This is a genomic window from Bacteroidota bacterium, assembly GCA_023957335.1.
Taxonomy (GTDB): Bacteria; Bacteroidota; Bacteroidia; order NS11-12g; family UBA955; genus JALOAG01.
The window spans coordinates 220,867-234,981 of sequence record JAMLHC010000001.1 but is presented as its reverse complement, the minus strand read 5'-3'; the positions used below and the strand labels follow the sequence as shown (position 1 = coordinate 234,981).

13 protein-coding genes are annotated in these 14,115 nt (G+C 36.6%); all 13 read left to right on the top strand.

Annotation, left to right across the window (positions count from 1 at the left end; translation table 11 throughout):
- Positions 1 to 25: 25 nt before the first annotated feature.
- Positions 26 to 1,942, top strand: coding sequence for a cbb3-type cytochrome c oxidase subunit I (locus M9892_00960; GenBank protein MCO5252919.1), 1,917 nt, complete (start codon positions 26 to 28; stop codon positions 1,940 to 1,942).
- 276 nt (positions 1,943 to 2,218) lie between these two features.
- Positions 2,219 to 4,867, top strand: coding sequence for an OmpA family protein (locus M9892_00955; protein ID MCO5252918.1), 2,649 nt, complete (start codon positions 2,219 to 2,221; stop codon positions 4,865 to 4,867).
- A 99-nt stretch (positions 4,868 to 4,966) separates the two neighbouring features.
- Entirely contained in the window at positions 4,967 to 5,869 is a 903-nt protein-coding gene (gene cyoE / locus M9892_00950; GenBank protein ID MCO5252917.1) for a heme o synthase, read from the top strand.
- 6 nt (positions 5,870 to 5,875) lie between these two features.
- The gene (locus M9892_00945) at positions 5,876 to 6,505 is read left to right on the top strand and encodes a cytochrome oxidase subunit III (protein ID MCO5252916.1); all 630 of its coding nucleotides are present in this window, start codon (positions 5,876 to 5,878) and stop codon (positions 6,503 to 6,505) included.
- Positions 6,506 to 6,534: 29 nt separating this feature from the next.
- The gene (locus tag M9892_00940) at positions 6,535 to 7,281 is read left to right on the top strand and encodes a cytochrome c oxidase subunit 3 (GenBank protein MCO5252915.1); all 747 of its coding nucleotides are present in this window, start codon (positions 6,535 to 6,537) and stop codon (positions 7,279 to 7,281) included.
- A gap of 27 nt (positions 7,282 to 7,308) precedes the next feature.
- Positions 7,309 to 7,671, top strand: coding sequence for a cytochrome C oxidase subunit IV family protein (locus M9892_00935; protein MCO5252914.1), 363 nt, complete (start codon positions 7,309 to 7,311; stop codon positions 7,669 to 7,671).
- Positions 7,672 to 7,838: 167 nt separating this feature from the next.
- Positions 7,839 to 8,693: a hypothetical protein gene (locus M9892_00930; GenBank protein ID MCO5252913.1), complete on the top strand. Its 855-nt coding sequence runs from the start codon at positions 7,839 to 7,841 to the stop codon at positions 8,691 to 8,693.
- Between the two features lie 21 nt (positions 8,694 to 8,714).
- Positions 8,715 to 9,623: a hypothetical protein gene (locus M9892_00925; GenBank protein ID MCO5252912.1), complete on the top strand. Its 909-nt coding sequence runs from the start codon at positions 8,715 to 8,717 to the stop codon at positions 9,621 to 9,623.
- Between the two features lie 121 nt (positions 9,624 to 9,744).
- Complete coding sequence (locus M9892_00920; protein ID MCO5252911.1) at positions 9,745 to 11,397, top strand: aldehyde dehydrogenase family protein; 1,653 nt, start codon at positions 9,745 to 9,747, stop codon at positions 11,395 to 11,397.
- 69 nt (positions 11,398 to 11,466) lie between these two features.
- Entirely contained in the window at positions 11,467 to 12,144 is a 678-nt protein-coding gene (locus M9892_00915) for a YceI family protein (GenBank protein MCO5252910.1), read from the top strand.
- A gap of 126 nt (positions 12,145 to 12,270) precedes the next feature.
- The gene (locus tag M9892_00910) at positions 12,271 to 12,804 is read left to right on the top strand and encodes a hypothetical protein (GenBank protein ID MCO5252909.1); all 534 of its coding nucleotides are present in this window, start codon (positions 12,271 to 12,273) and stop codon (positions 12,802 to 12,804) included.
- 82 nt (positions 12,805 to 12,886) lie between these two features.
- On the top strand, positions 12,887 to 13,591 hold the full coding sequence (locus M9892_00905) for a DUF3822 family protein (GenBank protein MCO5252908.1): 705 nt from the start codon (positions 12,887 to 12,889) through the stop codon (positions 13,589 to 13,591).
- Entirely contained in the window at positions 13,582 to 14,112 is a 531-nt protein-coding gene (locus M9892_00900; protein MCO5252907.1) for an RsmD family RNA methyltransferase, read from the top strand. Before M9892_00905 ends, M9892_00900 begins: the two co-directional genes overlap by 10 nt.
- Positions 14,113 to 14,115 lie beyond the last annotated feature (3 nt).

Sequence of the window (14,115 nt, the reverse complement as noted above, 5' to 3'; positions counted from 1 at the left end):
TCGCTAAACAATAATTAATCAAATAATGAATCATACAGCACACATAGAATCAGGCGAACACGGTCATCACGAACATGGCAAGCAGAGTTTTATCAGCAAGTATATTTTTAGTCTGGATCACAAGATGATTTCCCGTCAATACCTGATTACCGGTATTATCATGGGTTGCATCGGAGGGTTTATGTCTTTGCTTTTCAGATTGCAATTGGCGTGGCCCGGTCACTCGTTTACCATTATTGAAATGTTTTTAGGCAAATGGGGTAAAGGCGGAGTTATCGACCCTAACTTCTTCCTTGCACTTGTTACTATTCACGGTACAATCATGGTGTTTTTTGTGTTGACAGGCGGGTTGAGCGGTACTTATAGTAATTTACTTATTCCATTACAGATTGGTGCCCGAGATATGGCATCACCTTTTATGAATATGTTGGCGGTTTGGTTCTTTATTGCCTCTGCATTTGTGTTGGTTTGTTCATTCTTTTTGGAGACAGGTCCTGCCGCAGGTGGTTGGACAGTATATCCTCCCTTGTCGGCTTTGGATAAAGCCATACCAGGCTCAGGCACCGGAATGACACTTTGGTTGTTTTCAATAGTGCTCTTTATTATATCTTCCTTGTTGGGAGGTATTAACTACATCTCTACAGTATTGAATATGAGAACAAAAGGTATGTCCATGAACCGCATGCCGTTGACTGTTTGGAGTTTCTTTTTTGCTGCGGTTGTGGGTCTGCTTTCTTTCCCCGTGTTGTTGGGAGCAGGATTGTTTTTAATCTTTGATAGAATGTTGGGAACTTCATTTTTTCTGTCCGATATATACTTAAATGGTGTAGGAGCTTTGGATAATGTGGGTGGAAGCCCGATTTTGTATCAACACTTGTTTTGGTTCTTAGGACATCCGGAAGTGTATATTATCATCTTGCCGGCATTTGGTATTGTCTCTGAAATCATTGCAAACAATGCACGTAAACCTATTTTTGGTTATACTGCCATGATTGTTTCTATGTTTGCAATTTCATTCTTATCATTTCTTGTATGGGGACACCACATGTTTGTAACCGGAATGAATCCATTCTTGGGCACAGTCTTTATGGCAATCTCGCTAATTATTGCAGTACCGTCTTCGGTAAAAACTTTTAATTATCTGACCACTTTGTGGAAAGGGAATATCCGATTTACACCCGGTATGTTATTTTCAATAGGCATGGTTTCTTTGTTTATTTCAGGTGGTGTTACCGGAATGTTCTTGGGTAATGCTGCTGTTGATATCACACTCCATGATACATATTTTGTAATTGGACACTTCCACCTTGTTATGGGTGCTGCGGCAATATTTGCAATGTTTGGTGGTGTTTATCATTGGTTCCCCAAAATGTTTGGACGTATGATGAACAATACCTTAGGACATTTCCACTTTTGGCTGACCTTTATTGGTGCTTATGTTGTGTTCTATCCTATGCACTTCTTGGGAGTGGCAGGTGTGCCCAGAAGATATTATGAATTTACTTTAATTCCTGAATTTGGGATTTGGATGGACGCTAATATTGTGATGACATTGGGTGCTATTTTAGGCGTTTCTGCACAACTCTTGTTCATTGTTAACTTTGTGAAGAGTATTTATTGGGGGGAGAAAGCAACCCAAAACCCATGGCAGGCAAACGGACTTGAATGGACTACACCTGTTGAACACATCCATGGAAACTGGGACGGTCCATTACCCGTAGTTTACAGAGGTGCTTATGAATATAGCGTACCTGGGAGAGAATTGGATTATTGGCCTCAAAACGAACCGGAAGACGGTGATGTTTCCGAATTTTCACATGAAAATGTTAAGAATGTCACACCGGAAAATGATACCGTACCAACATTAGATGAAAGTCCCGATGCCGGTAAAGTGTTTTTCACTTCATTTGCCAGACTTTTTGGTTTGGTAAAAGCCTCTTAATATTTACAATCAGGATTTATTATAGTGCAAAGCCTCTGAATCACATTTAGAGGCTTTTTTTATTTTACCGTTTTTGAAATATTCTTATCACATATAACCTTGCAATTTGCTAATACTATTGAATGATAATTTATTTATTTTATGCTATGATGCTCAAATCGTAAGCACTTTCAATGGGATTGGGACGATAAAAAAAATGGTATTTTTTTTAAATAAAGATTATCTATGTGATTCCAAACAATTATTATTGCAGCATTATTTTAATTAATTAATCCAATGAAAAACAAACTACTCAAAAGCTTAGGCAGAATCTTGTTCGTTTCTGCTTTCATGTTGTTTTGTAATTCGCTCTATTCGCAAATGTCGTATGAGCAATACAAGGCTACTTACAAACCCAATTACAAGACGATTACACCGGATATGAAGTTGGTGAAAACCGTTAATGAGTCCACCCCTGCAGTTGGTGCAGCAGTGATTGAACTGCTTCTTGGTAAGTTGAATGAAAATTCAAGTGATCAAGATTCAAAATTAAAAATTGTTGCGATATTGACGAGTTGCAAAAGAGATGTAGTAGCCCAGATTCTTAAAAATCTATCAACAGAAGATGCAGTCAAAGCACTGAATGTAGTAAAAGATGAGTGGGTGAGAGAAATTATGTGGTTTGTGGATGTGAATACTTATCACAATTTAGCATCAAGCTTAGACCAAATTAAAAATTGGAAAATGAATGATGGTGCATTTGGTCAAAAATCAGACAAATGGATGCCGGTATATGCTGGTCTGGGTTATGATAGAGCGTGGGGCGGTTATAGTGCTTTTAATGAATATATTGATGCATACAATAAAAACCCTAATAAAAAGGATGGTGCAAATAATCCCCTATTATTATCAGAACCCTTAAACAAAATGGGTACTACCAATGGTATTGATATAATGGGTGCTTTTTATAAAACAGGAAAGTCTATCATAGAAATTCAGATTCAGAGTAGGAAAGCTGTATCCAAAGGTGGTGGTGCTGATTGGAGTCGCTCATATAGCTTTGGTTCAAATGCTTTGAATTTTATATTCCTCAAACCTTCTAAACATTACTATCGACCTGTGATTACCTATTCCGGATGGGGTTTCCATGGAGCAATGACCAATATTAAGTCTAAAATTACTGCAAACGATGTAACCGGAATACCACAAGGTAGGTTGGGAGGTGGTTTTACCGCTGGTTTGAGCTATAACTTAGGTATGTATATTAACCCATCAAAATCACTTCCTGTGATGATTGGGCTTAGGGCATACGCTCAATTTAACTTGATGTTATCTGATGTTAGTTATTTGGAATCCGGTAATCCACAAGGAGCACCTCAAAAGCTAAAATCAATGATGAATCTTTATGGATTGCAGTTCCAAGTTCTTTATAAGTTCCCTACCAAGTCGCCTTCTCATCAATATCCCACATTTAATGAGGAGGTAATTGCTAAAATGGATAGACATATTAATACTGTTTATAGCGAAATTAGCCCGACTATTTCTCCTGATGGAAAGACACTTTATTTCATCCGCTCAGATCATCCTTTGAATAACACCGGTGCCTATAGTTCGCAAGATATTTGGGTGGCTGATATTAGCAATGGAATAGAAAATGCCGAAGCTAAACACCTTGACGCCCCCTTTAACACCAGAACCTATAACAGCGTTGCCGGTGTTAGCCCTGACGAAAACACCATGGTAATCAAAGGTTACTTTAATAATGGTGAATATGTGAAAAAAGGATATTCTTTTATCTATAGAACCGTTGATGGTTGGTCAAAACCACAAGGAATTGATATTAAGGATTATGAAAATATGGCAAAAGGTACTTACGTTGCTTGCTATTGGACACAAGATGGTAAACACTTGATTTTAGGGTTCTCAGAAAGTTCGTCTGATGATAATGAAAATTTGTATGTTTCCCATTTGCAAAAAGGTGGTACTTGGTCAAGACCTATCAGTTTAGGTACAACCATCAATACCAAAGGAGATGATGTACACTCTCCATTTATGGCATCAGACGGAAAAACTCTTTATTATTCTTCCAACAGAAAAGGTGGATTGGGTAGCAATGATATATGGATGGCAAAACGTTTGGATGATACTTGGACAAATTGGTCAGAACCCGAAAATCTTGGAAGTGATGTAAATACTGAAAAATGGGATGCTTACTACTCAATTGATGCTTCCGGTAAATATGCTTATATGGCAAGTTCTAAAAACTCAGTTGGGTTGACTGACATTATCAGAATAGAATTAAAACAAGAAGTGCAACCGGACCCTGTTATTCTTATCAAAGGTAAGGTTTTGAATGAGAAAACCAATGAGCCCATTGCAGCTACTATTGTTTATAATGGAATTGAAGATGGTGTGAATTATGGAATAGCCAGAACAAACCCTGCCACAGGTGAATATAAGATTGTCCTTCCTTATGGCAAAAACTATGATATCACTGCCAGCGCTCCTAATTTTATCGGTGTATCTGAAAACTTAGACTTGAGACAAGTAGGGGAATATAGAGAGATAGAAAAGAATCTATTCTTGGTTCCTATTGAGGTTGGTGCTACAGTGAGGTTGAATAATATTTTCTTTGAATTTGGTTCTGCTAATTTAAAAGAAGAGTCCTATTCAGAGTTAAATAGGGTAGTTGAGTTTTTACAACAAAATCCAACTGTCAAAATTGAACTTTCCGGTCATACTGATAACGTGGGAAGTGATGCGTCTAATAACAAACTGTCACAAGATCGTGTAAATTCTGTGAAAACTTATTTGGTGAGCAAAGGCATATCTGAAAGCAGAATGCAAGCTAAAGGTTACGGCAAAACCAAGCCCGTTGCAACCAATGATACCGAAGAAGGAAGACAACAGAACAGAAGGGTTGAATTCAGTATCTTAGAAAAATAATTTTACGAATACATATCGTTAAAATAATAAAGGCAGCATTTTTATGCTGCCTTTATTATTATTTGCCATTTTGAATTAATTTCGCACGCGGTTTACAAGTTGGAGAATCAGCCCGAAATATCGAATGTGGAAGTGTTTACCTCCAAGGCTAGTGTAAAAGACTATCTCATACTGGGGAAGTTTCGACTATCACTTCTTGTTGCGGTGACTGCATGTATTGGCTATCTTGTGGGTGTTTACAAAGACCCTTACGCTGAATTTCACTTTGCTTCTTTATTACTACTTCTGATTGGAGGTTTTTTGTTATCCGCAGCATCCAATGCGCTGAATCAAGTGATGGAAAGAGATTCTGATAAATTAATGACCAGAACACAGAACCGTCCACTCGTGACTAATTCCATGTCTATCAACGAAGCTTTAGTTTTTGCCTTTATCAGTTCAATATTGAGTATTTTCATATTGGGAATTACTTTTAACGCAACAGTGGCATTTTTAGGCTTAGGCTCATTGGTTATATATGCCTTTATTTACACTCCTTTAAAGAAGATTACTCCCATTTGTGCTTTTGTTGGAGCTTTGCCCGGTGCGGCTCCTCCCATGCTTGGTTTTATTGGAGCAACAGGAGAAATTTCATTTATTGCAATTATCATTTTTGCCATTCAATTTTTCTGGCAATTTGTTCACTTTTGGAGTTTAGCATGGCTATTACATGAGGATTATCTTAAAGCCGGTTATTTTATGTTGCCTTCGCGTCAGGGCAAAAGTAAGAATAGCGCCTTTCAAATATGGTGGTACTCACTGTTGATGACACTTGCCAGTGCCATTCCTTTCTTGATTGGTTTTAGTGGAGTCGTTTATCTCATTGTTGCCATGATATGCGGTGGAATTGTGCTATGGTATGCCCTTCAATTATATAAAACATTAGAGAACAAAGACGCCAAAAAGGTTATGTTAGCAAGCTATCTGCATATCGTTTTTGTTTTAGTTGCTTTATTATTTTAATTTAAAATGAGTGAAAAAATTACAAATATAAATCCAAGTAATATTCAGAATACAAGGGAGGATAAAAGCAGTTTTGGAGTACATCCAGTTGTATTCCTTGTTTGGCTGCTCATCATAGCTTCCATCATGCTTTTCTCAGGATTTATCAGTGCTTATATTGTACAAAGAACTGATGGATTGCGCAATGAGGCTTGGCTTCAATTTCAGTTACCTATATGTTTTTGGGTGAGTGCCGGTATTGCTGTTGTATCGAGTTTCTTAATGCAAAAGGCATATAATTCTGCTCGCAAAGATGATGTGCAACTTGTGCCCAGTCTTGTATTTTTAGCCATTATTACCGGACTTATGTTTGGAATTTCTCAATTCTTGGGTTGGAAGGATATGACAAGTAGAGGTTTGTTCATTTCCAATCAAGAACCTGAGGAAATATCTGCCAGTTTTGTTTATGTGATTTCACTGGTGCATTTGGCACATATCCTGATTGGTTTAGCACTGCTTATTATTACTTTTTATAAGTCTTTAAAGCTCAAAGTTCATAGAAAAGACCTTGTGTTTATTAATATCTCAACAACATATTGGCATTTTCTCGGATTACTTTGGATTTGTATTCTTTTATTTCTTTACTTTGCGCGATAACAAACAAAATTAACTTAATTTACAAATAGATGTCAAACACTGCTACAATTCAACAAGCTAAGCCTACGTGGGCAGGAGGTCGCTCTCCATTTAATGTTAGCTATGGAAAATTGATGATGTGGATATTCTTGATTTCAGATATCTTCACATTTTCCTCACTCTTAGTTTTCTATGGTGCAACCAGATTTGCCAATTGGGATGTATGGCCATCACCGGATATGGTGTTTAATCACTTCCCTTTTGCCGGACACATGCATCTACCTTTGTTTTTCGTTAGTTTCATGACTTTTGTGCTGATATTTAGCTCAGTTACCATGGTTTTGGCAGTGGAAGCCGGACAAAGAATGGCACAGAAAGAAGTTGCTAAATACATGCTGTTGACCATCGTGGGTGGACTTATTTTCTTGTCATGTCAGGCTTGGGAATGGTCTGTCTTTATTGGCGAAGGCGCCAGAATGTATGGAAATGATTTTGGGCTGACAGCAGAAGGCGCTAAATATGCACACAGCCTCAAACTTTTTGACACTTACCATTGGCAAGAAGGATATAGAATGACTGGCGCACCGCAATTTTCTTCATTTTTCTTTTTGGTAACCGGATTCCATGGTTTACACGTTTTCAGTGGTGTTATCATCAACCTTGTTGTTTATATCAATGTTATTTTTGGTACTTATGAAAGGAGAGGACACTATGATATGGTTGAAAAAGTGGGTTTATATTGGCACTTTGTTGATTTGGTTTGGGTTTTTGTATTTACCTTCTTTTACCTCATTTAAAACTATTAACAATAATAAATTACAGATATGAGTACAATGAATCACACTATTGAAGATCCAGAAAAGGAGTACGACCCATCACAATATGTTCCCGAAGCACATAGTCATGGCAAGAAAGAAGTATGGATGGTTTTCTATATATTACTTTTTCTAACCTTAATTGATGTAGCTATCTATTTCATTTTCCACCCCTCAACCGCAAGACACTTGACTTTTATTGCTTTGGGAGTGCTTAAAGGTTTCTATATAGTAGGTACTTTTATGCACCTTAAATATGAAGTTAAGAATCTGGTTTTAACAATCTTATTACCCTTAATCTTGGTAGTCTATCTTATAGCACTAATTATTCATGAAGGGGGCGCCATAGAATTATCAAACTATATTCAATAATATCTAGTATCAACAATTCAAATCCGGTTATGAATTATCATAATCGGATTTTTTTATTGTCACAATATTAGACATTCTGGATGTAATGTTAACATAATCAATGAGTAGTTGATTATTGAATGTAATTTTTGCTTTTCTTTGCGACCTCAAAAAAATTAATAATTCAAATGAAAAAACAAATTTTAAAATTTGCCGTATTGATGGCATTACCTGTTCTTTTTTCAATTCAATCTTGTAAAAAGGACAATGAGAACACAAGCACAGCAACACTAGGCTCAGCATTTGTTGTTGGGAAAATTAATGGAAACCTTAACCTATTAAGTGGAGAGAAAGATCCAGTTGCTGGAATTAAGGTAATTGCTAGGGTGAATATGTCTGACCTGGTAACTTCTGGTTCTGCTCCTGCAAATGCAGTAAAAGTTTATGAAGCAACTACTGATGCTGACGGAAATTTTACTATTAAACTTGACGCAGGGAACAAACCAATGAACGTAACCGTTAGTTTCCCAGCAAAAGCTAATCTTGAACAAACAAAAGAAGATGGTGCTAAAGAAGTAATGGAGTACACTGTAAATTCAGCAACACGTAATATTACAGTTTACAAAGGCGAAACAAAAACAGAAAACGCTAATTATACATTTGTTCCTGAAATACCTATGGGATTAATGACTGTAAAAGGAAAAGTTAAATTCAGAAATGATATGTGCGAAACAGGTGACGACCAATTACATGATGCTCCAAGTGGAACAGTAATCGTGATTTCTTGGATGTCTGATGGTTCTATGGCTTATGACAGAGAAATTGAAGTAAAAGTAGATGGTAACGGAAATTATAGTGCAACACTAGAAACTAAAGAATCTTCTAAAAATATTAAGATCAAAGGACGCAAATTCTTTGCAAACAGAAAAGAAAAAGACGGTAGCGATTGTGTTACTAAATCTGATTATGGTTATGTACATGGTAGTCAAAATGTCGGTTTGAACAAAGGCGAAACTACTATTTCTAATTTAGAGTTTAATTAATAGCTTTTTAATAACATAAATATGAAAAAAGTATTTTTAGTAGCTTTATTTCTAAGTGTAAGTGTATATGCATTTGCGCAAGGAGAACAAAGTTTTAAGAGCAAGAATGGACACGAGGTGTTGCCACAAGCGGGTGACTGGGGATTTGGTATCTCCGCCAACCCATTCCTAAATTACTTTGGTAATTTTATTAATGGAACCAATGGTAACGCAGCTCCTACCTTCAATAATGCAGGTGCTTCAACCATATTGAACAATAACCTCAATACAGGTTCTTTTGCTCTCTTAGGTAAAAAGATCATTTCACCCAATACTGCTTATCGTGCGAGATTTGCCATGAACTTATATAATGAGAAGCGCGCTGGTATGGTTCAAAAAAATCAATTGATTTTAAACAATCTTTTACCCGAATTTGTTCAAGATAATTTCACCAATAGACTCTCAACAGTGTTCTTAGGAGCAGGTATTGAAAAACGCAAAGGAAGTACACGTTTACAGGGCGTATATGGAGCGGAAGCATTCTTAGGGTATTTTGGACAAAAGCAATCGTATCAATATGGCAACGCTATTGATGTTGATTTTACTGCTCCAAATTCAACTAACTTTGGTACAGGAAATATTACTACCCTTGGTGGACAGTTTGCCAGAACAACAGAATCGAATCTTGGAAGTGCATTCTTCATAGGTGCTCGTGGTTATGTTGGTGTTGAATATTTTATTGCTCCCAAAATTTCTCTTGGCGGTGAATTAGGCTATTCGTTAGCTTTTATGAGAAACAGTAGTACTTATGTTACAAACGAAACTTTTGATTTTGATAATCTTAAAGCTGAGAAAGTAACTTTCAAGTCTGTTAGAAATGCAGGACTCACATCTACAGGTATGGGTCTAGATAATACTAATGCAGCTATCAATCTTTATTTCTATTTCTAATAGATAAAAATAACTCGTCATCTTCAAAAAGAGCATCTGAACAAGATGCTCTTTTTTTTGCCCTAATTATTGCAGTTACAGACGGTGCGGTCATAGCATATTTGGTTAAATTTGTGCCGCCATGAACGCTATACAAGAATTTAAAAAATTAGAGCTTTATCTCAAGCAAATTAGAAGCAGAGAGTATTTTTCACTTTATCCCGAAAATCCTAAAGCATATACCGAAGATGAGTTAAAACAGGGTGAAAAAGACTTCCATAGCCGATTAAATACAAATTTTGATACATTATATTCAGATGGATGTGTTGATTGGGCTGGTGAAGAAATTTCGCCATACCTGCAAGTAGGGTTGGGTATAAAATACCCTCGATTTTCAGCAGAGACACTCATTCACAATGCAGAATCGGTTCGTGGCACTTGGGCTAAAACTTCCATAGAAACACGTATAGATATTTTACTTAAAACCTTAGATGAAGTAAAAAATCATTTCTCTGAACTTGCGTATGCGACCATGCATACAACGGGACAATCATTTTTGATGTCTTTTCAGGCAAGCGGACCTCATGCATTGGACAGAGCAGTCGAAACTATTACGCTTGGATATGCTGAATTAACCCGATTTGCAAAAGATGTAACTTGGACAAAGAATCTAGGAAAATTTGATTTGGTGCTTGAAAAGAACTTTAAGCCAATCCCCAAAGGGGTAGGGCTGGTTATTGGCTGTACCACTTTTCCTACATGGAATTCATTGCCGGGTCTATATGCAAATTTGATTGCAGGCAATCCGGTCATCGTGAAGCCACATCCCAAAGCTGTGTATCCGATGGCTATTGTCATTCATGAAATTCAACAAGTCTTAGCTAAACATGGTTTTGATAAAAGAACTGTGCAACTTGCGATTGACCGTAGTTCAGAGCTGATAACCAAACAACTATGCGAAAATCCTGCTGTGAAACTAATTGACTATACGGGAGGCAATCTGTTTGGCGATTATGTTGAACAACTCAAAGGTAAAGAAGTCTTTACAGAGAAGGCGGGTATTAACTCTGTTATTCTGGATTCTTGTGATGATATACAAAAAGTGGCGGCTAATCTTGCATTTTCAATTTGTTTGTATTCAAGTCAGATGTGTACAGCGCCTCAAAATATTTATATTTCAAAAGAAGGTATTAAAACATCAAACGGAGTGGTAAGCTATGATGAATTTAAAACGATTTTTGCCGATGCCGTCAGTGCGTTGGTGAATAATCCCAAAGCAGGACCCGGTACCTTAGGTGCAATCCAAAATGATGCAACTATTCAAAGAGTTACAGAAAGTAAAAAGAACTTTTCGAATTTAGTAAAATCTCCTGAACCTTTTGTCAATCCCGAGTTCGAATCTGCAAGAGTTCAAACTCCTACCATTGTTTCAGTGGATAGCTCTCAAAAAGATTTATTTTGGAAGGAATATTTTGGACCCTTGACTATTCTGGTTCAGACAAATAATTTTGAAGAATCACTTCAATTGACCGCGAAATCTGCTGTCGAAAAAGGTGCAATCACTTGTCTTGCTTATTGCACAGATAATAAACAATGTGAAATTATAGAGGATTCTATGAATCAAGTATTTATACCTGTCTCTTTTAATTTTACCGGAGCAGCATTTGTTAATCAGCATGCTGCTTTTTCCGATTTGCATGTTACCGGTGGTAATCCTGCAGGCAATGCCACATTCACTGATGCGAATTTTATCAATCGAAGGTATGTGTGGATAGGAAACCGTTATATGAAATAAAATGCATGTATGTACATGTATTTAAATTTTTTGATTATCTTTGCAACCTAAAATCCAAAATAAACAAATATGAAAAAAGTATTTTTAATCAGTTTCGCAGCGCTCTTATTTGCTGCATGTTCCAACCAGACACAGCATGTTGAAGCTAACGAAGCCGGAGAAGTAGCGCAAGCCGAAACTACTGCACTCAACCTTCAAATTGATACAACCCAGAGTATCATTGAATGGGTGGGAGGTAAGCACCTTGGCAAAACCCATCATGGTACCATTAACCTTGCTGGCGGGACTGTTTCTATTGAGAATGGACATGTGTCTGCAGGTGATTTTGCGGCAGATATGAGCACAATCAAAAATCTTGATTTACCCGTTGATGGTGATTATAACCAAGCTAAATTAGAGGGGCATCTTAAAAGTCCCGATTTCTTTGATGTAGCACAATTCCCAACAGCTACTTTCCATATCACTTCTGTTAAGGTAGAATCTGATGACAAGGGCAATACACACCTTATTTCAGGTAATTTGACAATTAATGGATTGGCAAAAGAGATTAGTTTCCCTGCCAAAGTTGATTTTTCTGAGAACGGTTTCCGTGCAAATGCAACTTTTATAATTAATAGACTTGATTGGGGAGTTACTTATGACGAAGAAGGAATTAAAGGATTTCTGGATGGCGTTGTAAAGAAAGGCAAAGATGATTTTGTGAAGAATGAACTTGAAATAACAGTGAAATTAGTAGCTAATCAATAGCATTATCAGCCTGAAACGACCTTTTTAATATCTTTTGTTTTATGTAAAGCCCCTTATGTTAATTCAGAGGGGCTTTTTAATAAATTAATTCCAAAAGTATTAATATTGCACTCTCATTTAAAACCTATGTCAAATAAAACTATCATCATTGTTTTGTTAATCCTAAACGCAGTTGTTGGCTATCTCATTTACCATTCCGTTAAGATGGATGTTGATTATACGAATGAGGTCAGACAAATTGACCAACAAGTGATTGACCGATTAAAAGAGGTGCAAAAGGCTCAACTTGGCTATAAGGATACCAAAGGTAAATTTGCCGATAATTTTGATTCATTACTTTACTTTTATAAACATGAACAATACATGGAAGTTAAAAGTATAGGGGACTTGGATAAAGATTCACTGGCAGGTTTAAAGGTTGATACCGTGTTTTCAAATCCTTTAGAGAAAGTATTTGGCAACAAAGAATATAATATTGATAAAATTGCATTAGTGCCTCCACAAGATACCGCAAAGTTCTTAATCTCTGCCGGATTTATTGAAAAGAATGATGTTCAAGTACCTGTGTTTGAAGTTACTGACCCGCATCCATATAATCGCGTTAGAACCCTGAAAGTGGGCTCAATGAAAGAAGCAATCTATTCTGGAAACTGGAAATAAGAATAAAGCCAATGTCTTTAAGGAGTTTACCTCCAAAAGATGGTTGGAGGATAGCTCTTCAGGCTATTTCTATGCTTTTACTTTGAAAAATGGTTTTTATAACGAAGCTGTTTTTGCTCTTAATTATGAGCTTTTGGCTTTTAGGCAAACCTTTGATGAAGGCATTGCTCCGCATAATTTTGAACCGCTAAACCATCATTGCTCTTCGGTATCATTTTTATATACCCCTCAGCATTTCGAAATTATTCCTGCTATTTTCAAAGGAGCGGGAGTTTTGAATCCAATGAATCCTGTAAATGAATCAGAATTGGACTTTTTTGGAAATACTTTATTGCTACGCAATGAAATGGGTAATAGATCAATATCGAATAAAGGACAAATAACAGAAATATCTGTAACCGATTTATTAATGAAGCTGGTTGCTAAATCACTTTTAGAGTGCACTACAACTAACAGTATTTTCGTTTTTAGAAAGGAGGATGGTTTTCATCTGATTCTTTTACAAAAGAATAAACTTCTATTTGCCAATTCTTTTGATTTTACTGCTTATGAGGAGGTTTTGTATTTTTGTTTGAACATACTCAAAGACTACGGTATTCGTCAAGAAGAGTGCAGTCTTGTTTATTCAGAGACGGAATACTCAGAAAGTGCCTCTAACCTTTGGAAGCCGTATTTTGCAAATGTTATTACCATTGAAAAGCAATTAAAATTACCTAATTACCAAGGATCAGCACCGTTTGACTTACAAGAATTTTCTTTGTTGTTTCAACTTCCACAATGCGTATAACAGGTGGGGAGTTTGCGGGAAGGGTAATCAAGGGGAGTCCCGGTAGCCATGTGCGACCCACCACAGACAGAGCGCGTGAGAGTTTCTTTAACATTTTGCAAAACAGATATGATTTTGCTCAAACAAAAGTATTGGATTTGTTCGCGGGTACCGGGGTTATGGCTTTAGAGTTTATTTCCAGAGGGTGTGTTGATGTAGTATCTGTTGACTTAAACCCAAAATCCATACAATTTATGAAACAACTTAAATTGGAATTTGGAGTTGCTGATAATTGGAGTTTAAAGAAAGAAAATGCTTTGAATTTTGTGCAAATACATGACTTGCAAAGTTATGATGTCATTTATGCAGATCCGCCCTATCATTGGACATTCTATCAGGAATTATTAAATCAAATAATGAAGAAAGTTGCATCGCCTACTTTGGTTTGTTTGGAACATGAAAGAAACCATTTGCTGCCACATATTACGCTCGTTGAAGAAAAATTCTATGGCCAATCCACTATCAGTTTCTATAGAAAATAAAAA